The sequence below is a fragment of the Dyadobacter sp. CY356 genome, assembly GCF_021440195.1.
In the GTDB taxonomy this organism is placed as follows: Bacteria; Bacteroidota; Bacteroidia; order Cytophagales; family Spirosomataceae; genus Dyadobacter.
Map to the genome: position 1 here is coordinate 492604 of NZ_JAJTSZ010000004.1, position 23908 is coordinate 516511.

Annotated in this window: 20 protein-coding genes; 13 read left to right on the top strand and 7 right to left on the bottom strand. The window is 40.1% G+C overall.

What is annotated here, in order from left to right:
• Positions 1 to 31: 31 nt before the first annotated feature.
• Positions 32 to 1921 carry an acetate--CoA ligase gene (gene acs / locus LXL81_RS16420; RefSeq protein ID WP_234647883.1) on the bottom strand — a complete coding sequence of 630 codons (1890 nt, stop codon included), beginning with the start codon at positions 1919 to 1921 and terminating at the stop codon, positions 32 to 34.
• 247 nt (positions 1922 to 2168) lie between these two features.
• Here acs and LXL81_RS16425 point away from each other — a divergent pair, with 247 nt between their 5' ends.
• Together LXL81_RS16425 and LXL81_RS16430 are read left to right on the top strand one after the other, a co-directional pair.
• On the top strand, positions 2169 to 3386 hold the full coding sequence (locus tag LXL81_RS16425) for a THUMP-like domain-containing protein (RefSeq protein WP_234647884.1): 1218 nt from the start codon (positions 2169 to 2171) through the stop codon (positions 3384 to 3386).
• A 32-nt stretch (positions 3387 to 3418) separates the two neighbouring features.
• A complete protein-coding gene (locus LXL81_RS16430; protein ID WP_234647885.1) occupies positions 3419 to 4057 on the top strand; it encodes a hypothetical protein in 639 nt (212 codons plus the stop codon).
• Positions 4058 to 4102: 45 nt separating this feature from the next.
• On the opposite strand, the gene LXL81_RS16435 is transcribed toward LXL81_RS16430, so the two are convergent.
• From LXL81_RS16435 to LXL81_RS16445, 3 genes are all read right to left on the bottom strand, one after another.
• A complete protein-coding gene (locus tag LXL81_RS16435) occupies positions 4103 to 4783 on the bottom strand; it encodes a helix-turn-helix transcriptional regulator (RefSeq protein ID WP_234647886.1) in 681 nt (226 codons plus the stop codon).
• A gap of 138 nt (positions 4784 to 4921) precedes the next feature.
• A complete protein-coding gene (locus LXL81_RS16440) occupies positions 4922 to 5275 on the bottom strand; it encodes an ArsC family reductase (RefSeq protein WP_234647887.1) in 354 nt (117 codons plus the stop codon).
• A 48-nt stretch (positions 5276 to 5323) separates the two neighbouring features.
• Positions 5324 to 6721, bottom strand: a complete 1398-nt coding sequence (locus tag LXL81_RS16445; RefSeq protein ID WP_234647888.1) for a dicarboxylate/amino acid:cation symporter — start codon at positions 6719 to 6721, stop codon at positions 5324 to 5326.
• A 205-nt stretch (positions 6722 to 6926) separates the two neighbouring features.
• On the opposite strand from LXL81_RS16445, the gene LXL81_RS16450 reads away from it, so the two are divergent.
• The 6 genes from LXL81_RS16450 (at position 6927) to LXL81_RS16475 (ending at position 14409) form a co-directional block, all read left to right on the top strand.
• Complete coding sequence (locus LXL81_RS16450; protein WP_234647889.1) at positions 6927 to 7364, top strand: hypothetical protein; 438 nt, start codon at positions 6927 to 6929, stop codon at positions 7362 to 7364.
• A gap of 210 nt (positions 7365 to 7574) precedes the next feature.
• Positions 7575 to 8489 carry an ABC transporter ATP-binding protein gene (locus tag LXL81_RS16455; protein ID WP_234647890.1) on the top strand — a complete coding sequence of 305 codons (915 nt, stop codon included), beginning with the start codon at positions 7575 to 7577 and terminating at the stop codon, positions 8487 to 8489.
• A gap of 49 nt (positions 8490 to 8538) precedes the next feature.
• Positions 8539 to 9867, top strand: a complete 1329-nt coding sequence (locus LXL81_RS16460) for an ABC transporter permease (RefSeq protein ID WP_234647891.1) — start codon at positions 8539 to 8541, stop codon at positions 9865 to 9867.
• Positions 9868 to 10111: 244 nt separating this feature from the next.
• A complete protein-coding gene (locus LXL81_RS16465; protein ID WP_234647892.1) occupies positions 10112 to 13090 on the top strand; it encodes a DUF2723 domain-containing protein in 2979 nt (992 codons plus the stop codon).
• A 165-nt stretch (positions 13091 to 13255) separates the two neighbouring features.
• The gene (locus tag LXL81_RS16470) at positions 13256 to 13849 is read left to right on the top strand and encodes a Crp/Fnr family transcriptional regulator (protein ID WP_234647893.1); all 594 of its coding nucleotides are present in this window, start codon (positions 13256 to 13258) and stop codon (positions 13847 to 13849) included.
• Positions 13850 to 14010: 161 nt separating this feature from the next.
• Positions 14011 to 14409 carry a hypothetical protein gene (locus LXL81_RS16475; protein ID WP_234647894.1) on the top strand — a complete coding sequence of 133 codons (399 nt, stop codon included), beginning with the start codon at positions 14011 to 14013 and terminating at the stop codon, positions 14407 to 14409.
• 23 nt (positions 14410 to 14432) lie between these two features.
• Here LXL81_RS16475 and LXL81_RS16480 read toward each other — a convergent pair whose 3' ends face one another.
• The 3 genes from LXL81_RS16480 to LXL81_RS16490 all read right to left on the bottom strand — a co-directional run bounded on the left by LXL81_RS16480 (position 14433) and on the right by LXL81_RS16490 (position 17666).
• Positions 14433 to 15626, bottom strand: coding sequence for an endonuclease/exonuclease/phosphatase family protein (locus LXL81_RS16480; protein WP_234647895.1), 1194 nt, complete (start codon positions 15624 to 15626; stop codon positions 14433 to 14435).
• 150 nt (positions 15627 to 15776) lie between these two features.
• The gene (gene dnaJ, locus LXL81_RS16485; protein WP_234647896.1) at positions 15777 to 16946 is read right to left on the bottom strand and encodes a molecular chaperone DnaJ; all 1170 of its coding nucleotides are present in this window, start codon (positions 16944 to 16946) and stop codon (positions 15777 to 15779) included.
• Positions 16947 to 17048: 102 nt separating this feature from the next.
• Positions 17049 to 17666 carry a nucleotide exchange factor GrpE gene (locus tag LXL81_RS16490; RefSeq protein WP_234647897.1) on the bottom strand — a complete coding sequence of 206 codons (618 nt, stop codon included), beginning with the start codon at positions 17664 to 17666 and terminating at the stop codon, positions 17049 to 17051.
• A 111-nt stretch (positions 17667 to 17777) separates the two neighbouring features.
• Between LXL81_RS16490 and queG the strand changes: the two genes are divergently transcribed.
• The 5 genes from queG (at position 17778) to LXL81_RS16515 (ending at position 23877) form a co-directional block, all read left to right on the top strand.
• Positions 17778 to 18725: a tRNA epoxyqueuosine(34) reductase QueG gene (gene queG / locus LXL81_RS16495; RefSeq protein WP_234647898.1), complete on the top strand. Its 948-nt coding sequence runs from the start codon at positions 17778 to 17780 to the stop codon at positions 18723 to 18725.
• 70 nt (positions 18726 to 18795) lie between these two features.
• On the top strand, positions 18796 to 19209 hold the full coding sequence (locus LXL81_RS16500) for a DUF1761 domain-containing protein (RefSeq protein ID WP_234647899.1): 414 nt from the start codon (positions 18796 to 18798) through the stop codon (positions 19207 to 19209).
• A gap of 112 nt (positions 19210 to 19321) precedes the next feature.
• Positions 19322 to 20176 (top strand): universal stress protein, encoded by an 855-nt coding sequence (locus LXL81_RS16505; RefSeq protein ID WP_234647900.1) that lies wholly within the window; start codon positions 19322 to 19324, stop codon positions 20174 to 20176.
• Positions 20177 to 20233: 57 nt separating this feature from the next.
• Positions 20234 to 21313 carry a magnesium/cobalt transporter CorA gene (corA, locus tag LXL81_RS16510; protein WP_234647901.1) on the top strand — a complete coding sequence of 360 codons (1080 nt, stop codon included), beginning with the start codon at positions 20234 to 20236 and terminating at the stop codon, positions 21311 to 21313.
• Positions 21314 to 21405: 92 nt separating this feature from the next.
• A complete protein-coding gene (locus tag LXL81_RS16515) occupies positions 21406 to 23877 on the top strand; it encodes a bifunctional UDP-N-acetylmuramoyl-tripeptide:D-alanyl-D-alanine ligase/alanine racemase (protein WP_234647923.1) in 2472 nt (823 codons plus the stop codon).
• Positions 23878 to 23908: the final 31 nt, after the last annotated feature.

Below are 23908 nucleotides of genomic sequence, written 5' to 3' on the forward strand. Positions count from 1 at the left end.
TTGAAATTTTCAATCTGCCATTTATATTTTATTACAATGCTCCTGCTTTAATATCATCTACAACGGCCGGATCCAGCAAAGTTGAAATATCACCCAGACTATCCATTTCTCCTTCAGCCACCTTACGCAGAATACGCCGCATAATTTTTCCTGAACGGGTTTTTGGTAATCCTGATACAAACTGTATTTTATCCGGTTTTGCAATCGGACCGATCAATCTTGAAACCGTCGCTGCGATATCCTTACGCATCATTTCAGGATCATCAGGTCTGTTTTCTGTAATAATATAAGCATAAATGCCTTGCCCTTTGATCTCATGCGGATAACCGACAACAGCCGATTCCACAACGCCAAGGTGCATATTGATTGCATTTTCAACTTCCGCCGTTCCAATTCTGTGCCCTGAAACATTCATTACATCATCAACCCGGCCGGTAATTCTGTAATTTCCATCCTCATCACGAAGACATCCGTCACCTGTGAAATACATTCCCGGATAGGTTGAGAAATAGGTTTGTTTGCAGCGTTCATGATCTCCATAAGTTGTACGGATGATACCCGGCCATGGAAATTTGATACAAAGATTTCCGCTTACACCATTTCCTTCAATAATTTCACCTTTTTCATCAACCAGAACTGGCTGAATTCCTGGCAAAGGCAAAGTTGCATATGTCGGTTTTTCCGGCGTGATACCCGCAAGGGAGGAAATCATAATACCACCGGTTTCAGTCTGCCACCAGGTATCCACGAGCGGACAGTTTCCTTTACCGATATTTTGTTTAAACCAATGCCAGGCTTCCTCATTGATCGGCTCCCCTACTGAACCCAGTTTTTTCAATGACGACAAATCATTGTCTTTTACAAATGACAATCCGAAACTCATCAGCGAGCGAATTGCCGTAGGAGCAGTGTAAAGAATATTTACTTTATGTTTCGCCACAATCTGCCAGAAACGGCCGGCATCAGGATAGGTTGGCACACCTTCAAAAATCAAGGAAGTAGCACCATAACAAAGCGGACCGTAAACGATATAACTGTGGCCTGTAATCCAGCCGATATCGGCAGTACAAAAATGTATTTCACCCGGTTCATATTGGAAAACATTGGCAAAAGTATATGTTGCAAAAACCATGTAACCTGCTACCGTGTGTACAACGCCTTTTGGTTTTCCGGTTGAGCCGGAAGTATACAGGATAAAAAGTGTATCCTCAGCGTCCATAGGTTCGGCTGGACAAACAGAATCCACTGTTTTCTCTTCTTCTTCCCACCACAAATCTCTTCCTTTTAACATGGAAACAGGTGTGCGGGTACGTGTCATTACGATTACATTTTTAACCGTTTTGCACAAATCCAGCGCATTATCAACCGTTTCTTTCATTGGTATTACTTTTTGACCACGGAAAGAGCCGTCTGAAGTAATAACCATTGTACATTCTGCATCATTGATCCTATCTGCAATTGATTTGGCAGAAAAACCGCCAAAAACCACTGAATGAACCGCGCCTATTCTGGCACATGCTAAAACTGCAATTGTAAGTTCAGGAACCATAGGCAGATAGATACAAATTCTATCTCCTTTTTTAACGCCATGTTTTTTCAAAACATTGGCAAAACGACACACGCGATCGTATAAAACATGATAAGTAATCGTCACCGACTTATCATCCGGATCATTGGGTTCCCAAATAATTGCAGGCTGCTCACCTTTATCGGCCAGATGCCTGTCCAGGGCATTTTCAGTAATGTTTAAAACCCCGCCTTCGTACCATTTTATGGTTGCTTCTGCGAAGTCACCGCTTAAAACTTTTTTCCATGGTTTGCGCCATTGGAATTGTTGGCCAACTTCGGCCCAATAACCTTCGGGATCGTCCACACTTTGCTGGTAGGCAACCTGATACTCTTCAAAGGTTTTAATTCTCATGATTAAAAAAGGTTAACTTAGGAAATTACTATAATAACCGACAATTTATAATTTTCATTTGGTTCGTCCAACTTAAACCAAAACAGTTTATAGAAGCTTAATGAAAGTAGATTACCTGGCATTCGGTTATATCACTCTGATTCAAAGGAATCTAGCTGGGGATGTTGTTAACAGGAATTTTTATAAATAAAAAAACTGTAATTTCGGACTTAAAAACAGGAATAAAATCTTGTTTAAACATGAGAAAATGAGTGAAGTTTTGACAAATAAGAATCTGACGGAAACTGGCTTTACGAAGGCTGAACTTGCTTTTATACAAAAACATAGTGATGACGATGTAACTAAACTGATATTAAAATCCGGTCAGTTTAAAGATCTGGATGTCAAAAAACTTGCCGCACAGATTCTTTCAAGACAAAAAGCTTCAAGAAAATTACCTGAATGGGCAGCTATTGAAAAACTGATTTTCCCGCCGTCATTATCCGTTGAACAAAGCTCATCCGAAGCAACCGCTAAATACAAAGCTTCATTAATCAACGGAAAATTGCTAATTGATATAACCGGCGGTATGGGTGTTGATTCCTATTATCTCAGCAAAAATTTCGCTACAAGTCACTACTTTGAACTGCAAAAGGAAGTAGCTGAAACAGCGGCATATAATTTCTCTTTACTTTCCGCCAAGAACATTAAAGTACATCATTCGGACTCAATTGAAGGCATACAGAAAAATGACATACATGCGGACTGGATTTATGCCGATCCGGCCCGAAGAGATGCCAATAAGCAAAAGGTCGTGCTGCTCTCAGACTGTGCCCCTGATGTAAAATTTCATCTGCCTCAACTTTTCAAACATGCGCCGAATTTACTTCTAAAAACCTCCCCTTTGCTTGATATTGATCTTGCCGCGCAGGAGTTAAAATCGGTCAGAGAAGTGCATGTTGTGGGTTATGAGCAGGAATGCAAAGAATTGCTTTTTAATATAAGTGAGACTTTCAGCGACGATTTTTTGATTATGGCCCGGGTAATTAATTCGTCCGGAGAAATTATTTATAAACTCGATTTCACCCGGAATCAGGAACGTGATGCCATAGTGGAATTCAATGAGCCGCTTTCCTATCTATATGAACCTCATCCTGCAATACTCAAAGCAGGGGCATTTAAATATCTATGTGTTGCGTATGACGTAAAAAAACTGGCTGCTCACAGCCACTTATATACATCTCAAAATCTGGTCCCGGATTTCCCCGGACGCACATTTGAGATTACCGCCGTTTGCAAACCTGATGCAAAAGAAATGGGGCAGTTTGTACCCGAAAACAAAGCGAATCTGACAATAAGAAATTTTCCTGCAAAAATTGATGACCTGCGAAAAAAATGGCGTCTTAAAGAAGGTGGTGATATATACCTTTTTGCTACGACACTTTTTAACCAGAAAAAAGCAGTGGTTGTAACAAAAAAATTATAACTGTCTAATCAATTTTTGAAAAAATTAAGAAAATGAAACGTCTGATTCATACAATCGTTCTTGCTGTTACTGTATTATTAACGGCTAATGTACAAGCACAAACAATTTCTCCCGGAAAAGCAACCATTGACAAACAGGAATTTTTAGGTCTGAGCCTGAACCAGAATATCTCCGAAAAATACCTGAGCAAATACTGGGAAACGTATCTCGAAAAATTCGGGAAAGTCAAAAGCAAACGCAGTGTATACACAATAGAGAAGGCTGCAATAACTTCTATTTCTATGAGTCCCATTTTGGTTACCAGCCAGATCACATCCGGAAAAGATCTTTCACAGGTGTTCATTGCACTGAATGTCAATGGTCAGTATATCACAGCTTCCACTGACGAAGGCTATAAAAGTGCAGAGGCTCTTTTAAAAGATTTTGCTGATTATGCACTGGTACGTGAGGATGCACGGGTTGCTGATGAGGTTTTCACGACATCAACAAAAAACTACCAGAAGTTGCAGAAGGATAATGAAAATACGGCCAAAGACATTGAAAAAACAGAAAAGAAACTTACTGAACTGAAAGCGGAACTGGAAAAGAAAAAACTGGAAGCTGATAACTCTCTTGTTGATTTACAAAACAAACAGAAAACACTGGAAGCTGCGAAAAGTAAGATCAGATAAGTATAATGGACAAAACGAGTCCGGACCGACCGGGCTCGTTTTTGTTTAAATTAAATCAAAAGCTCTGGCGTACTGGGCAAAGTCATAGTACGAACTTATAGACAATTTCTTCTTGATGTTTTTGCGATGGGCGTCCACAGTTGCCGATGCAATTCCTAACTCCTCTCCTATTTCCGGTGAGCTTTTGCCAAAGGAAACCCATTTCATAATTTCTTTTTCCCGCTTACCAAGAGTTGAAAATTTCTGATAATTCTCCCGGAGAAATGTATTTTCTTCCAATAATCGCTCAGCTTTTGCAGGCATATGTTTCATTTCATCAAGCGCAGTTGCCGTGGTGATACACAGAAAAGCATTTCCATCTTCATCCTGCATGAAAAGTTTGGTTGCGCTGATATACCAGGCCCAATTTTCACTGTTTGCCAGTTTTACCTGCTGAAAGTAAGACACGCTGCTATGCATATCATTTTTGAAGAGCATTGTTTTAAACTTTGGCCAATACTCATCCGAATCTTCAATATTAAAAAAACGATGCTGGTATTCCGCCTTCATTTCTTTTAGTTCTTCAAGACTGACCCCCAATAAAGAAAGTCCCTTTGGCGACATATACACGACTGAAAAATCTTCTATCCTGTGTATGATGACAATGGCCGGAAGTTGGTCAGCAATTATTTCAATCGCCTTAACCTTTTCATTGATAAGACTTTCAGTGTGTTCGTTGAATAACATTTTTGTCAGGATGAGTAGTAAGAGGTTGTTATTATTTCAAAATGACGGCGAGGTAAAGAAGTGGTAAATTAAAGTGTAAGGATAAAAAAAAGAGAGCAATAAATTATTGCTCCCTGATATAATATTTAAAAAAATTTATTACAAAAATGTTTTTTCATATTCAGATTCTGAAAAACCAATTGCAACTGCTTTTCCTGATGAATCCTCTATCAGTGGTCTTTTTATAACTGAGTTTTTCGTAACCATCAATGCTGTGGCTGACTTTTCATCTGCAACAGCTGCCTTTTCTTCATCAGATAATTGCTTCCAGGTCGTTCCGGCTTTGTTAACCAGTTTTTCCCATGGAAAATACTGAAACCAGCCCGTTATTATTTCTGAGGTAATACCATTTTTCTTATAGTCATGAAAGGTGTATTCGATACCATTTTCGTCAAGCCAGGTTCTGGCCTTTTTTACTGTGTTGCAATTGGGAATTCCGTAAACTGTAAACATTCCTTGGCTATTGGCAGTTAGCGTTTAGCTTCTGCTGTTAATAATATTTTAAACTGAAACAACTTCCTGTTCCAAAACCTGATCGGACAAACGCATTTTTTCATCATCCAGTTCTCCTTCCCAGCGTGCAATTACTGCCGTAGCAAGGCAATTTCCTGTCACATTGACAGAGGTACGCGCCATGTCCATAAGCTCATCAATTCCCATCAATAATAATACAGGCCATTCAGGCATGTTGAAATTGGCGATGGCGCCTAATAAAATCACCAACGTTGCTCTCGGAATTCCGGCAACGCCTTTACTGGTTAACATCAATAAAAACACCATGGAAAGCTGCTGCCCAAGCGACATTTCTGTTCCGGTGGCCTGCGCTACAAAAACGGTTGCAAGTGCCAGATAAAGTGTTGATCCGTCAAGGTTGAAACTATAACCGGTTGGCATAACGAAAGAAACAATCTGACGTGGAACACCGAATTTCTCCATTTTTTCCATCGCTTTCGGTAAAGCAGACTCGGAACTTGTCGTGGCAAAAGCAATAGAAACCGGTTCGAAAATATTCTTCACAAACTTGATAATCGGGATTCGGGCGATCAGCATAATCGGTACAAAAACCAGTAAAATGAACGCAGCGAGTGCACAATATAATGTTGCGAGCATTAAAGCAAGGTTTTTCAAAACATCGATACCCATATGGCCAACGGTTTCAGCGATAGCCGCACCCACACCAATCGGAGCGAAAAGCATGATGATTTTTGTGAATTTGAACATCACCTCAGCCAACGTTTCAATTCCTGCTACAAACTTTTCTTTTTTAGCAGCGGGTATCAGTGCAAGACTCACGCCAAACAAAACGCTGAACACCACAATTTGGAGCACTTCTCCATGATAAATTGATTTGGCAATATTTTCAGGAAATGAATGAAGGATAATTTCCTGCCAGGTCTGCTCCACAACTTTTGGCAGTGCAGCATTAAAATTTGCCGGGATAGCGATGCCGTCGCCAGGACGGATCCAGTTGGCGAAAAACAAACCGATTACCAAAGCGAAAGTTGTTACTACTTCAAAATAAAGCAGCGATTTCCAACCCATGCGCCCAACCTGTTTCAGGTCTGAATGTCCGGCAATACCTGTTACCAAAGTTGCAAAAAGCAATGGCGCGATTACCGTTTTTATCATTTGCAGGAAAATCTGCCGTAAAAAGTGAAGTCCGGTTCCAAGCTCCGGGAAATCATATCCAATTTCTGTACCGACCAGCATCGAAATCAAAATGGATGTAGTCAGGTTTTTCTTAATTATCGCAAAAATGATTAATCCGGCCAACGCAGTCCAGCGCAAACCGACCAAAACATCGGTTGAAAATGTAACAATATTGTATGCGTTGAGTACTGTGGCAAGCGCAGCAATTGTAATAAGAGCCAGATTAACAATAGTAATTTTCTTCTTCATAAAAGAATTTTGGAGATGAGATACCAGTTTGGATTGGTAAACATAGCTAAAATCAAGTAAAGCTGTGCATAATTGGGTTATCCTTATTTATCAAACTGCAAAATAAATACTATACATTGGACGATTTTATTGAATATTAGTACTATTTTTCCTAGCTTTCTAAAAATAATCAATTGTTTATCAACTTTTCCAAACTTCCTCCCGAATGAAATCCGGACTCATCCTTGAAAACGAATTGGAACCAATCTTTTTAGGCAAATTTCCTCCTTTCCCGGAAGAAGTAAAAGAATTCCTGGTCAAATACGGCCCTTACGTCATGCTTGTGGGCGCAATTTTTACACTCTTCGGATTGCTTGCAGCATTCGGATTCGGAACTGCTGCCCTTGGTATCGGCATGATGGCTTATGGCAGTGGCTTTAATATGTATGTTGGGTTGCTTATCGCCACAGTCATCATGGTTATGTATCTGATGGCATTTTCACCCCTGCGGGCACGGAAAAGAGCCGGTTGGAATTTGCTTTACTATGCCCTGATATTAAGTCTGATCAGTAATTTGCTTCAATTGGCTCTGTTTGCATTTATTGTAGGAGGAGTTATTGGTTTTTGGGTGCTTTTTCAGATACGCGAAAAATATATATTTTAACTGAAAGTCAAATTACGAATTAGTAAAAGAGTCGACAGAAATCTGCCGGCTTTTTGTTTTTTACCACTAATCCGACTATTTGAGCATTTATCAGTTTTCGTCTTTGTAAAGCATCTTATACTTTGCATCTTTGGAATACGGATATTAGAAATCAGAAGTTCCTGCATAAATAAGTCGTCAAAAGACAAACGGAAAATTACCTAACACAAAATGAATATTATAGAAGTTCAAAACATTACGAAGGACTATTCCAATCATCGTGCATTGGATGATGTCAGTCTCAATATTCCAAAAGGTTGTATTTTTGGACTTTTAGGCCCAAACGGTGCAGGTAAAACTTCATTAATCCGCATCATCAACCAGATTACAGGTCCCGATTCCGGGCATGTGCTGTTTGACGGACAGCCACTTGGCCAGCAGCATATCTCAAAAATCGGTTATTTGCCGGAAGAACGCGGCTTATACAAAAAAATGAAAGTGGGTGAGCAGCTGCTATATCTTGCCCAGTTGAAAGGTTTATCACAAAAAGAAGCTATGGAAAAGCTTAAAACCTGGTTTGTCAAATTCGATATAAAAACCTGGTGGGATAAAAGTGTTTCTGATCTATCAAAAGGTATGCAGCAAAAAGTACAGTTTGTTTCTACCGTTTTGCATGAACCGGAATTAATTATTCTCGATGAACCATTTTCCGGTTTTGATCCGATCAATGCCAATCTTATCCGTGACGAAATTCTGGAATTGAAACAAAAAGGCAGCACAATCATTTTTTCAACCCACCGGATGGAAACGGTTGAGGAACTTTGTGATAATATTGCGCTGATTCATCGTGCCAAAAAAGTACTGGACGGCCCAAAATCTGTGATCAAAGAGCAATTCAAAACAAATACTTTTTATGTTGAATATCGTGGGAACCTGAACGGGCTGGAACAAAAATACAAGTTGGAAAATACAACATATAGCGAAAACCAATTTTTGCGGACCAATATCCATTTACCGGCTCATATTACTTCCAACCAACTTTTGACTGATCTGCTTCCGCAGGTTGAGATTCGTGCTTTCGGAGAAAATATTCCTACCATGAGCGATATTTTTATGCGGGCGGTAAATGAGGTTCCCGAAGCCTGACATCAATCTTCATCGATACAAACAACTACTCTCTAACTAATTTAAGATAATGCGAAATATATTTCTGGTTATAAAAAGGGAATACATGGTCAGGGTTAAGAAAAAGTCATTTTTAATTATGACAATTCTGGCGCCCGTACTTTTTGTAGGAGGATATGCCCTGGTAATCTGGATGGCGATAAGCTCGGTGGACAGCAAAACGGTTCAGGTTGTGGATGAAAGCGGTCTTTTTACAAATGAATTCAAAGATTCAGAATCGATAAAATTCTCTTATCTGAAATCATCTATCGATTCTGCAAAAAGTCATTTTACTGGAAGTGAAGCCAACGCGCTTGTTTATATTCCAAAAAACGTCATCACATCGCCAAAAAGTGTCAGGATATATGCGCCTAAAAACGTGAGTATGGACCTGAAATCTGAAATTGAAGATGTAATCGAAAAACAAATTGAAAATATCAAACTTTCTGAGGCTGGCATAACACACAAAATTCTTGAAGACTCGCGTGTCAATGTGCATTCCGAAACCATAAGTTTGAGTGAAGAAGGTGAAAAAACGAGCAGTTCAGGGGCAGCAACCATTATTGGAGGCATTTGTGCATTTCTGATTTACATGTCCGTTTTCATTTATGGCACGCAGGTCATGCGCGGTATTACGGAAGAAAAAACCAGTCGGATTGTAGAAGTTATCATTTCTTCGGTTAAACCTTATCAATTAATGATGGGGAAAATTATCGGTGTAGCGTTGGTTGGTTTAACACAATTTGTATTATGGATTTTCCTGACCATTTCGCTCACCACCGTTGCATCCAGCGTTTTAAGTTCTAAGATGCCGAAAGATTCCAGGCAAATTCAGCAGGAAATGCAAAAGATGCAAAAAGGAATGCCCGCTTCGCAAATGGCAGCTTCAGGGGTTGACAATCCCGTTGCAGAGGTTTTAGGTGCGGTTAATAGTTTAAATATTCCATTGATCGTTTCCTGCTTTTTGTTTTATTATCTGGGTGGGTATTTATTTTACAGTGCTCTTTTTGGAGCCGTCGGTGCGGCCGTTGATAATGATGCAGATACGCAGCAATTTATGCTTCCAATCACTTTGCCCATCATTTTTTCTTTTGTGTTTGCTCAGGTTGTACTCCGGGATCCCGACGGGACTCTGGCCTTCTGGACTTCTATGATTCCATTTACCTCACCCATCATTATGATGGTAAGGATACCTTTTGGAGTTCCTGCCTGGCAAATTGCGCTTTCCATGATTTTCCTGATTTTAGGTTTTATGGGCACTATCTGGATTGCTTCGAGAATTTACCGTGTCGGCATATTGATGTATGGTAAAAAAGTGACTTACAAAGAGCTCGCCAAATGGATTTTTTATAAAGTTTAATAAAAATCTAATGGATGATCCAGTGGTCTTAGACTACCCTAAGCACTGAATTTTGTTCTTCAAAATTGGCAACAACAAATCCTTTAACACTTTTTAAGATCTCTGAACCCTTGCCGTTGAGGTTATTTTGCTAATTTTGAGGCACCGAATAAATATGCAGTTATTTTTTGGAGAAATCTGGCTGGATAAAACCGCCATAAAAATTCCTTAATTACCTGTAAACTCATAACCATAAACTATTATAATGACCCGTTTCAACCGTTCCAACAACCTTACGGGTTGGATTGTTTTCGCCATTGCCTTTCTAACTTATGCACTTACCGTTGAGCGAACGGCAAGTTTTTGGGATTGCGGCGAATTTATTGCCTGTGCATTTAAGTTACAGGTTCCTCACCCTCCGGGAGCACCGTTTTTCCTTTTGATCGGAAGAATTTTTTCTATGTTTGCTTTCGGTGATCTTTCCAATGTTGCGTACTGGATCAATATGGTTTCCGTGCTCAGCAGTGCTTTTACTATCCTTTTCCTTTTCTGGACTATCACGCTTTTAGCGCGTAAAATCATTGGAAAAACAGACGAAGAATTAACCCAGGGAGACATATTGCTTCTGATTGGTTCAGGAATCGTCGGTTCTCTGGCTTATACCTGGTCCGATTCATTCTGGTTTTCAGCTGTTGAAGCGGAAGTTTACGGGATGTCATCCTTCTTTACAGCGATCGTAATCTGGGCTGTTTTCAAATGGGAACGCATTGAAGATCCTGCTGCTGAAAACCGCTGGTTAATTTTCACAGCTTATCTGGTTGGTCTTTCTATCGGAGTCCATTTGCTTAACCTTGTAACAATTCCGGCACTTGCGTTGGTGTATTATTTCAAAAAATATCCTAAACCAGGTCTTTTTGGTGGCATTATAGCTTTTGTTGGTGGTTTAGTTATTCTTGCTATCATCAATTCCGGAATTATCCCGGGCCTGCCAAGTATTGCCGGGAAATTTGAAATTTTCTTTGTCAATTCATTAGGCTTGCCATTCAAATCCGGTGTAATATTCTTCATCATTATATTCCTTGGCTCATTGGTTTGGGGTATTATCTATTCCCAGAAAAAAGCGAAGGTTTTATTAAATACCGGTTTGTTATCACTGGCATTTATTCTGGTTGGCTATGCGTGTTACCTGATGGTTCTGGTACGTGCAGAATATAACCCGCCGATCAATGAAAATAATCCTAATGACGTTCTTAGTTTCGTTTCTTATTTGAAAAGAGAGCAATACGGCAGCCGTCCATTATTATATGGCCCGTCTTTTGTTTCCCGCCCGACAAACCAGAAACGCGGTGCACCTATGTATCGTAAAGAAGCCGGGAAATATACAATTTATGACTACCGTCCGGAATACGAATACGAGCCGGGCAGCAGTATGCTTTTGCCTCGTATGTACAGCACGCAGGCTGGCCACCCACAGCTTTATCAGCAGATGACCGGATTGGCCGAAGGACAAAAACCAAACATGTCGCATAATCTTTCGTTCATGTTTTCTTATCAGATCGGGCACATGTACTGGCGTTATTTCCTTTGGAATTTCGTTGGCCGTGAAAGTGATGAGGAAGGTGCAGGAAATCTTTTGCCCTGGGATGCATTCAAAAAATTCCCATCTATTATTGAGAATAATAAAGCACATGACAATTTCTTCATGCTGCCGTTTATCCTTGGGCTTTTTGGTGTGGTGATCATGTATTTCCGCCGTCAGCGCGATTTACTGGTTCTTGGTCTATTATTTTTATTGACCGGTGTAGCCCTGGTAATTTACCTGAACTCTCCTCCAACGGAGCCTCGTGAACGGGATTACATTTATGTTGGTTCGTTCTACATTTTCTGTATGTGGATCGGTATTGGCGTCATTGCTTTTGCAGACGGATTGAATAAAATTGTCAAAAATTCAGTGACCCGTGCCGGTGTTGCAACCGGATTCAGCTTGATCGTTCCTATTATTATGGGAGCAAAAGGATGGGACAACCACAACCGTGATCACCGTTATCATTCAGTTGATTTTGCAAAAAACCTTTTGAATTCCTGTGCGCCTAATGCCATTTTATTTACGGGCGGTGATAACGATACTTTCCCGCTCTGGTATGTTCAGGAAGTGGAAGGATTCAGGACGGACGTTCGGGTTTGTAACCTGAGTTTGTTAGGCACAGACTGGTATATTGACCAAATGAAGCGTAAAACATATTTATCCGAAGCACTTCCGATTTCACTGGATAAAAACAACTACGCTTTTGGTAAAAATGATATTGTTCCTTTTTATGAAATACCAAGCGTAAAAAATGGTATCAATCTGAAGGAATATATGGGATTGGTAAAACAGGAAAACAAGGCCATTCAGGTACCACTAACAAGTGGAGATATGACTTCTATTTTGCCTTCTTCAATCCTTTTTCTACCAGTTGATGTTGAGGCTGTTAAGAAGATGAATATCATCAAAAGCGACCTTTTACCTTATCTGAGCGATTCTATCAGCTGGACTGTCGGGAAAGGTGATTTGTATAAATCAGATCTGATGATGCTTGATATGATTGCAACCAATGACTGGAAACGACCAATCTATTTCTCTTCAACACTGGGAGGATCAAGTTATCTGAATCTGAAAGAATACATGCAGCTTGAAGGTTACGCTTACCGTTTGTTGCCTGTAAAAGTACCAGGTGCTTCTGACGGTTACGTTAATTCAGATATCATGTACAAGAATCTGATGACCAAAATGTTCTGGAGAGATCTTGACAATCCGAAAACGTATTATGACAACACCTATCTTGGATCGCCGATCTTTACGGCTCGTATTGCATTCCTTCGTCTTTCCGGTCAGCTTATTGCTGATGGTAAAATCGGAGAAGCGAAAAAGGCTATGGACAAAGCACTGACAGTGATGCCAGACAAAAGTATACCATACGATCAGATTTCTTCAAATTTCATCGGTACGCTTTTCGACCTGGGAGAAACTAAAAAAGCACTTGAAATTGCGGATGTAATGGCAAATCGTTCGGATGAAAATCTGACCTGGTCAAGAGAAAATCCTACTACCAAACGTCGTGATAGTCAGGTGGATTTGTATATTCTGCAAACCATTGTTCACGAATGCAAGGAAGCAAAACAGGATGCGGCCGCTAAAAAATATGAGACTATCTTCCAGAAACATCTGGCGGCTTTTAACATGTATGGAAGTCCTGCTCAGTAAGACAATCTGACTAGAAAAACGGGAGCTATCGGTATAGCTCCCGTTTTTTTTAGAGACCGGAGAAGAAATGCTATTTCTTTTCTGTAAAAATGAGTAATTTTAAAATCAACGGTATGAAAATCAGCAGCTGGTATTTCGGAAAAGTTATATTTTTCATGCCAACGTATGCACAAAATTTTCGCGTTACTCTGTAACTACAACATTATTAGTGAGAGAACTTACAATGCAGTTCTCCAAAAACTTATTATATCTGAATTTAAACAGGGTACAATTTTAATTTCTCCTGACCGCCCGCAGGAAATGGTTTACTTCATTGCAGAAGGTATCACCCGGAATTTTTACAGTCATCATGACCAGGAATGGACGCATGGTTTTGATATTGCAGGTGACTGTATTATGACTTCGGCAAACTTTATTGATGATGAACTATCAATGGATTATGTAGAAACCTGCACAGATGTTAAACTGTATGGCATCAGCAAAAAAGATTTCCAGGTACTTATGCTTCTAAATCCTGACCTGCAAAAAGTTTCAGGCAAGATTCTGGAAAGACGGTTAACCCGTTTTGAGAAAAGAATGCAGGATCTGTATACCCTGACGGAAGAAGATCTGTTTTTGAAATTTAGCAAGGATTTCCCAACCATATTTTCTCAGGTTGAAGACAGACATGTAGCAAGTTATCTACGTATGAGCACAAGTATGTTTTCAAGATTTAAGAAGAAAACGGTAGCTGAAAAAAAATCAGGAATTACCATGTGAAATATTATTCGAATAGCGCTTAAATGTTAGGCGTTATTCGAATAAATATTGGATATTGTATCAACAATTGAACGCCTCCTCTTTTTAATTTATCAATATAAATAATTCCGGATACATTTTAAATGTTTCCTGATCATCTGAGAATTATTTAAAAAAGGAGTATGCGTACCTTATTATTTTCTGCTTTTACTTTTCTCTGTATGTATGGCTTGTCGTCATGCAGTGATTCTGCTCCCGCAACGGCTATGGTCCAATTCCTGGTGACCAACAAATCCACTACGAAAATTAACCGACTAACAGTCTTTTTGGAAGAAAGGGACTCAACTAAGACACGGGTTATTGATTCTGTTTTTATTACCAATATCCCGGACAATCTTCCGATCAGACTTACCTACGACATCAATAAAAATTCCTCCACCGGGAATTACAGGATCGTCGCCTTGGGAAGTTTAAAAAAATGGAGTTCGGTTTTTGGTAAGTTTTCAGGTAAAACAGATTCTGATAGCGATCATCTTTACAATATCAATATCCTGGAAGATTCGGTAGCGGTTATAAAATAAAAAAGGAGCCGAAGCTCCTTTTTCTAGTCAAGTTTCACTTTTACCCAAACCAGTCTGTGGTCTGAGCTGGATTCTCTTTTTTCTACGAGATCAAACATGGGTTCTCCTTTTGCCGGCCAGAAAACGCCACTGTCTGTAATTTTAAATCCTGCTTTGGAAGGTAAAACATAATCAGCACGCATGCGCCAGAATGCCGTATGATTTTTGGCGAAGGGATTGTTTGGCGAATGCTCTGCTCCTCCTTTGCTGGATGGTGCATTTTCACTATTTACTTTTGGATTTGCCAAAAGTGCTTTTATTCCTTCTGCAACCGCATTTCCTTCAACAGGCGAGGCATTTTGATCACCAAGAATTACAAAAGAAGCGTTGGCCGGAAGACCGCCTTTTTTCCCTTTGTCGTCATAAATGTATTCATTGCCTGTGTCGCTGATGTAGTCTTTCCAAAATCTGATTTCGTCATGGTTACGCTTCCCGTTTCTATCTTCTGCTCCATCAAACGATGGAGGCGTCGGGTGACTGGCAAGAAAGTGAATCGTTTTATTTCCAATTGTAACCGGCACATCCCAATGTGATTTTGAAGACAATGGGAAATTCGCCCATGCTTCCGGCACATACCAATCACTGCCATCCGCTTTTACGGTTTTCAAAGCTCCCGGCATATCTTTCCATTTGAAATTCTGAAAAGTGCGCACACCTGCAAGATCAATCGGATATCTTGAAATCAACATCATCGCATACTGACCAGGATACAAACCAAAACCCCAGGCATCAGCGCCAAACCTTCCGGCAACACCGTTATTATCCAGATCATATGGTGAAGGCTGGCCGGTATTTACCGTACCATAGTAGTAATACGGATAATCAATCGCTTTCGAACCATCCTGATCTTTTCTCAGATAACCTTTGATAAACTGTAAAACCCCCTGATTCGGATCTTTGATATAATCAAACTCATTCAGCAGGATCACATCCGGACGAACGGTCTGGATAATTTTCGCAATGTTCCTGATCTGTTGATTATTCCCGGAAGCCAGTTCGTTGATAAGAATCTTCTCTGAAAGATCAGGCGTACCTTTTTTAACATAATTTTCCGACTCCATACTTACGTTGTAGGTCGCAAAAGTTAATTCCTTCGGAGTCGTTTGCGCTTCAAGCTGCATTCCTGAACAAAACATAGTGAGGCCAAGCACGGATGCTTTTAAGATATTATAATTCATAAATTTTCTGTTATTGCTGTCGGCAAAGTTACTTGTCCTTTTTGACTATAAATATTTATTGCCATTACATTTACATTAAACAATCAGTGAAAACAAAACGAGCCAACTCATCCCTGAATCGGCTCGTTTACTATATTTCATCAAAATTGATCAATGAAAGAAATCTTTCATTTTATCAAAAAATCCTTTTTCGTTTTTACCTGGTTTTGGCTGGAAGTTTGGAGAGTTTCTTAATGATTCCAAAGTTTCGCGTTCATCAGAAGATAACTGCTGTGGCGTCCAGACGCTCACATGAACCAGCTGATCTCCCTTTCCATAACCGTTCAAATCTTTAATTCCTTTACCTTTCAGACGAAGAATTTTACCAGCCTGCGTTCCCGGTTCGATTGTGATACGCGCTTTTCCATCAATCGTAGGAATTTCAGTTGAAGTTCCCAAAGCTGCATCGACGAAACTCATATGCATATCAAAAACGATATTATTTCCGTCACGTTTCAGATTCGGATCTTCCTCCTCTTCTATAACGATCAGCAGATCTCCCGCAACACCACCTCTGGACGGAACGTTTCCTTTTCCGGACATGGAAAGCTGCATACCTTCGGCAACACCACCAGGAATATTCAGCGTGATCAGATCATCCTGTAATAATCTTCCTTCTCCTGCACAAGTATCACAACGTTCGCTGATGATTTTCCCGTCGCCGTTACATTGAGGACAGGTACTTGTTGAAACCATCTGGCCCAACATTGTACTGACCACTTTACGAACCTGGCCTGTACCATTACAGCCTGTACAGGTAGTAAGAGAAGTTCCGTTTTTCGCACCGTTTCCACCACAGGTATTACAGCTGACGTGGCGTTTTACTTTAATTTTTTTCTCAACACCGTTGGCAACCTCTTCAAGATTAAGCTTCAACTTAATTCTTAAATCAGAACCTCGACGAACTCTGCGTCCACCGCCCCCGCCGCCACGACCGAAAATGTCACCGAACGGACTTTCGCCTCCACCGAAGATATCACCGAACTGCGAAAATATATCGTCCATGGAAAAACCACCGCCTCCAAATCCGCCTGCACCCGCACCAGCTCCTCCACCAACACCTGCATGTCCGTATTGATCGTAACGCGCACGTTTGTTGTCATCGCTCAGGATACTGTAAGCTTCGGCAGCTTCTTTAAATTTATCTTCCGCTGTGGGATCATCCGGGTTTTTATCCGGGTGAAATTTAATTGCCAGCTTGCGATAAGCCTTCTTGATCTCATCCGCAGCCGCGCCACGATCCACTCCAAGAACTTCGTAATAATCTCTTTTCTTTGCCATTTTATGTTTTCAATGAGTAATGTATGGAGTCTTTCACCATCGCAAAAAATTCAATAATGAATGATTGAAATCATACATTACCATTATTTATTTATCATTATTTCACGCACCAACGATAACCTTGGCGTAGCGAATTACTTTTTCATTCAAAAGATATCCTTTTTCAATTTCGTCAATAACCTTTCCTTTCAAATCATCCGAAGGAGCAGGGAATTGTGCGATTGATTCATGAAGTTCAGCATCAAAAACTTCACCTTTTGAAAGCATCGGTTTCAAACCTTTTGCTTCAAGTGCTTTGTAAAGTTTGGTATAGATAAGATCAACGCCTTCTTTTAAAGCTTCGATTTCGGTTGAAGAATCAAAAGAAACTTTCGCACGTTCAAAATCATCAACAATTGGAAGTACAGACTTAATGACATCAGCACTAGCCGTCGAAAGCATTTCAAGTTTCTCTTTTGCCGTACGTCTGCGGAAGTTTTCAAAATCAGCATAAAGACGCAAATACTTATCTTTCAGTTCTGCAACTTCTGTTTTGTGCGCTTCTGCCGGGTCTGTTACTTCAATTTCACCGATTACTTCACCAGCATTGTCCATTGGCAAGCCGTTTTCAGCGAAATTTTCATCATTATTTACCACATTGTCAGTATTCATCTGTCCGGCTTCGTCGTTTATTTGGTTTTCCATATCCTTAACTTTGTTGTATTCTGTATTTTTCGGCATAGTTTACCTACGCTTTCCTGATAAATCATTACCGGAAGTATACTAAATTACTTTGCCAGTCATAAAAAACTGACAAGATGACATTCTCACGGCATTTCGTAACTTTGCATCATGACCACAGAAGATCTCGTACGCCAGGAACGCAGTCAGTTTATTAAATCGAAAGCAGCCGAAATTGGTTTCGATTTTTGTGGTATTTCGAAAGCTGAGTTTCTGGAAGCAGAAGCGCCAAGACTTGAAAACTGGTTAAATCGTCAGCAAAATGGAGCCATGGGATATATGGCAAATCATTTTGACAAAAGGCTTGATCCAAGAAAACTGGTTGATGGAGCGGAATGTGTTATCTCTGTCCTGCTAAATTACTACCCGTCCGAAAGACTGCCTGAAGGCCCGGAAGATCTTAAAATTTCCAAATATGCTTATGGAGAAGATTATCATTTTATTCTAAAAGATAAACTGAAACTTCTGCTTGAAGCAATCCAGGAAGAAATTGGTGAAGTAAGCGGCCGGATTTTTGTTGATTCAGCTCCGGTTATGGACAAAGCCTGGGCGGCTAAAAGTGGCTTGGGCTGGGTTGGCCGGCATTCCAATTTACTGAACCGGGATATGGGAAGTTTCTTTTTTATCGGAGAAATTATTTGCGATCTGAAACTTGCGTACGACGGAGCTGTAAAAGATTATTGCGGAACATGCACCCGCTGTGTGGACGCGTGCCCGACGGATGCGATTACGGAGCCATATGTTGTGGATGGCAGTAAATGCATCAGCTATTTTACAATCGAATTGAAAGATGCGATACCGGATGATGTAAAAGGAAAATTTAATAACTGGATTTTCGGTTGTGATATTTGTCAGGATGTATGCCCCTGGAACCGTTTTTCAAAGGTTTCCAAAACACCGGAGTTCTCTCTTCCTCAGGAGTTAAGCGGCTTTTCAAAGAATGACTGGGTAGAAATTACAGAAGATGTTTTCAAAGAACTTTTCAGACGCTCGCCCCTGAAGCGCACAAAGTATGATGGTTTAAAAAGAAATATTGACTTTCTAAAACCGTTAACATAACAAGACCACGAACTCTCCCGCCAGATTTTTAAGAAAGATTTCCTTTTGATGACCGAAAAATACTCTGTTTATGAGAAAACAATCCGTCAATCTTTGGGCCGTGCTTGTATGTGTGGTGATCGGACAAATTATTCCTGCTATATGGTACTACCTTTTCGCAGAACAGTGGACAGCGCTGAATGGTTTTGAGAAACCGGCTATGGATTCGGCAAACAGTTCGGTCCCCTATCTGGCAAGCATTGTGTCATCTGCTTTTATGGCCTATACGCTCGGTTGGGTTTTCACCAAAATACCTGTAAAATCCGGCTATATTGGTTTTTTAATCGGCCTTCTTTTTGGAGTCGTTTTTGTCCTTTTTGAAATAATTGTCAAAGATCTGTTTTCTAAAAGAGCACTGGAACTTTCACTGATCGATGGAGGCGTTTGTGTAATTGTCTACTGCATTACCGGTTTTATTCTTGGAATCTGGCGCAAATACGAATAATCATGAGCAAAGTCATAGTCGCTTGGCACCATTCTTTACACTTAGTTCATACGTTATAAGAACTATTGCGTTAACTTGGAGTCTAACTAAATTTCTGTAAACCGCTGCTATTATGAACAAGATTTTGATTCCCATCGACTTTTCTGAAAATGCTGACCGTGCATTGAGCGCAGCTAAACTCATGGCAGATAAAGAAAGTACTGAGTTGATTATTTTACATGCATATCAACCTTACATTCCGGATGTGAGCGTAATGCCAGGAAGTGTTTTACCAGGAATCGGCTCACCTGATTATTCTTATGTTGGGGTTGATCTTGAAAATAATTTCCGTCATCAGCTTGATGAATATGTGGCCAAAGTTGAAGCAGAAGGTTATAAAACGAAAGGAATCTGGGCTGTTAGCGGCATCCAGTCTGCGGTGGAAGATGCAGTTGCTGAAAACAAACCTGACCTGATCGTTACCGGAAGAACCGGTACCGGTGGTTTTCTTGATAAATTAATTGGCAGCTCCGCAACGCATATCGCGCTTCATTCACCTTGTCCGGTACTGATCATTCCGCCTCAGACTGAACCGAAAAGGTTTTCCAAAGTTGTTTACGCTACGCAGCTTGAATACTCCGAAAATGACATTCTGAGAGAAGTGTATGTTTTAATGAATCATTTGGGAAGCAATCTGACTTTACTAAAAGTAAATGCTGATCATCAACCCAATATTCAGTCCGACAATCAATATCTGGATGAAATAAAAGCAGAATTTCCACAAAGTATTGATGCTATTGTTTATCGTGACGACAAAAGCGTACTGGATGGCATTGAGGCATATTGCGATGAAGTAAAGGCTGATTTACTGGTTATGTCAACACGCGAACGTTCATTTATTGAAGAGTTTCTGATCAATCCGAGTGTTACCAGAAAACTGGTAGTTGACACGCATGTGCCTTTGCTGATTTATCATCTTGCAGAATAAAAACAGATTATTTTATATTTACAATCCACTCAGGTAATATCGTCAGTTCAGAATAGAATGTCTAAGAGAAAGCATCGGCAGAAACGGGAAAATTTGTTAACATCTCCTGGTACACTTACGTACATTGGACCTGAAATTGAATTAAAGACCAAAGTCCGGAAACTTCAATATAATGCAGATTTCTATAAAGATGATGCCGTTACGAGCCTTGCAGAATGTGCTGTAAGTCAGAATCTGGACCCACATATTACCTGGCTGGATGTAGATGGAATTCATGAGACCTCATTGGTTGGAAAAATTGGCAGTTTGTATCACCTCCATCCGCTGATCCTTGAAGACATCGTTAATACCGAACATAAACCCAAACTTGAAGTTTATGATACAGGATATATATTTCTGACTTTAAAAATGCTCCATGTAGAATCGGAAGAACCACTCGAAATTTCTTCGGAGCATGTCAGCTTTGTGGCCGGAACTGATTATCTGATTTCTTTTCAGGAAGAGCGAAAGGAGGATATTTTCTCACCCGTTATTGACCGTCTTAAAGCATCGGTTGGAAAAACCAGAAAAAATGGTACCGATTATCTGGTTTTTGCTTTAATGGATGTGATCGTTGACAATTACTTTTTTGTTTTAGAAAAATTTGGAGAAAAGCTGGATTCGGTTGAGGAAAGCATAATAAGCGGTTCTAAAAATCAATCACTAAACGATCTTTATTCACTAAAACGGGAATTGACATTTGTACGTCGGGCAATCTGGCCTTTGCGGGATATGATCAACCAACTGATCCGGGAAGAAAATCCATTAATCAGCAAAGATGTAGTTCCTTACTACCGCGACCTTTATGACCACGTTATGCAGGCAGTAGATACCATCGATTCGTATCGTGAATTATTAGCGAGTTTGGCGGATGTGCATCTTTCCACAATCAGCAACCGCATGAATGCGGTGATGAAAACGCTGACTATATTCTCGGCGATCTTCATGCCATTGACATTTATCGTTGGCGTATATGGTATGAATTTTGAGAATATGCCTGAGCTGAAAAATCCAAACGGATATTATTACACATGGGCTGTGATGGTTGTAGTAACCATTGGTATGTTGATTTATTTCCGAATCAAAAAATGGATTTGATCTGATTTTGACACATTGTCAACCCAACTTTACAAAATTCAATACAAAAACATCATTCTTTGATACCTTTGCACTTTGCAAATACGATTGGAATGATTCTGACTGAAAATACTACTGCATCGATACAAACCCAGGCAAGTTATCTTTTGACCGATAGCCGCCAATTATCTTTCCCCGGAAAAAGCATCTTTTTTGCGATAAAAGGCGAACGCCACGACGGCCATCAATTTGTTTCAGAACTTTATGAAAAAGGGGTTCGTGAATTTGTTGTTGAAGAAGCTTCACTGACCGAGGCACTTATAACTGAAATTAATTCTTGGAAAGATGCGAAAGTCTGGACGGTATTTTCCAGCATTCGCGCTTTACAAAAAATAGTTACTGAACATCGCAATCAATTTAATATTCCTGTGCTTGGTATTGCCGGAAGTAATGGAAAAACCATTATAAAAGAATGGCTTTTGCAACTTACCGCACCCGGACAGCGCGTTATTGCCAGTCCGAAAAGTTATAATTCACAAATCGGCGTTCCGCTTTCCGTCTGGAATTTAAAAAAGGAACATACTTTGGCCATTTTTGAAGCCGGCGTTTCAAGGGCTCATGAAATGGAATATCTTCAACCGGTTATCAAACCAACGATTGGTATTTTCACCAATATCGGTTCAGCCCATGATGACGGTTTCCGCAGCAGAAAACAAAAAATCACAGAAAAACTCCGGCTTTTTACAAAGGTTAAAAAACTGATTTACTGTAAAGATTATACAGAAGTTGATGAAGAAATCAAGCTGATTCTGAAACCGGTAAATCCGTTTCTAAAAACGATCAGCTGGGGAACTGGAACTGGTGCGGATGTGACAGTATCTTATGATTTACAAAAAGATAAAACACTTATCAGTTTAAACGGTCTGTTTGGAAACATCCGTTTTGAAACCGGTTTCCGCGACGACGCTTCTCTGGAAAACCTCACGCACTGTATAATTTTCCTTCTGGATTTTGGGTTACCTGTTTCGGTAATTCAGGAAAGGATTTTGATGCTTCGACCGGTTTCAATGCGATTAGAATTGAAAGAAGGTATCAACAATTGTTATATCATCGACGATACGTATAACAATGATCTTCAAGGCCTTACGATGGCATTGAATTTCATGTCCCAGCAGGAACAACGGAGCCACAGAACTGTAATTTTGTCTGATGTTTTGCAATCGGGGCAAACACCGGCTGAGCTTTACGGCATTATTGCACAATTATTAAGAGAGAAAAAGATTGATAAGCTTGTAGGGATCGGGCCGGAAATGAGCCGCCAGATCATTCAGTTTGATACCGAAGAAAAAGATTTTTATCCAGATACTGAGGCTTTCTTAAAACGCTTTCCTTTCAATGCGTTGAGTAATAGTCTGGTTTTGGTGAAAGGTGCCAGAACATTTTCATTCGAAAAAATTGTCCACCGCCTTCAGCAAAAAGTCCATGGCACTGTTCTGGAAATTAACCTGGATGCGCTTACGCATAACCTTAATTTTTACAGGACAAAAGCAGGTTCTGAAACCAAAATTATGGTGATGGTTAAAGCTTTTGCCTATGGAAGCGGAAGTTCAGAAGTTGCAAGTCTGCTGCAATATCACCGGGTTGATTATCTTGGTGTTGCCTATGCCGATGAGGGAGTTTCCTTGCGTCAAAGCGGAATTACACTGCCCATTATGGTCATGAACCCGACCTCACCAACATTTGATACCCTATGGCAATATCATCTTGAACCTGAGATATACAGCCGCAGAATATTAGGTGACTGGATTTTATATGTCAAAAATAAAAATATGCCAGCTGAGATGCCGTCAATACACTTAAAACTGGACACTGGTATGCACCGGTTAGGTTTTGTTGAAGATGATTACGAATGGCTTTCTCAGCAGCTTAGTGAAAATTCAGATATACATGTTTCCACAATTTTTAGTCATCTGGTCGGCGCTGATGAAGGCGTACATAATAATTTCTCTCATCAGCAATATGAGCGTTTTGTCAAAGGTTCAGCATTGATAGAAAAGACATTGGGATATGATGTCACCAAACACATTTTAAATTCTGCCGGTATTGTCCGTTTTCCGGAGTTTAAACTGGATATGGTACGTTTGGGAATTGGCCTGTATGGCGTTGAAGCCACAGGACAACAGCAGCATTTCCTTCAATCTGCGGGAACTTTAAAAACAGTTATTTCTCAAATTAAATATTTGTCCGCAGGTGAAACGGTTGGATACAGCCGGCGCGGTTTAATTGATCATGATTCCGCTATTGCTACCCTGGCCATTGGTTATGCAGACGGATATGATCGTGGACTTGGAAATGGTATTGGTGTAGTCTGGGTGAACGGAACGCTTTGTCCGACCATTGGAAATGTTTGCATGGATATGACAATGATCGATGTCACAAACGCTCAGGCAGAAGAAGGAGATGAAGTGATTATTTTTGGAAAAGAAATTCCGATTACTGATTTAGCAAAACGAATCAATACAATTCCTTATGAGTTATTAACGGGAATTGGAGAACGGGTAAAACGCGTTTTTTACAAAGAGTAACAACAAAACGCCGATTGGATATCCCGATCGG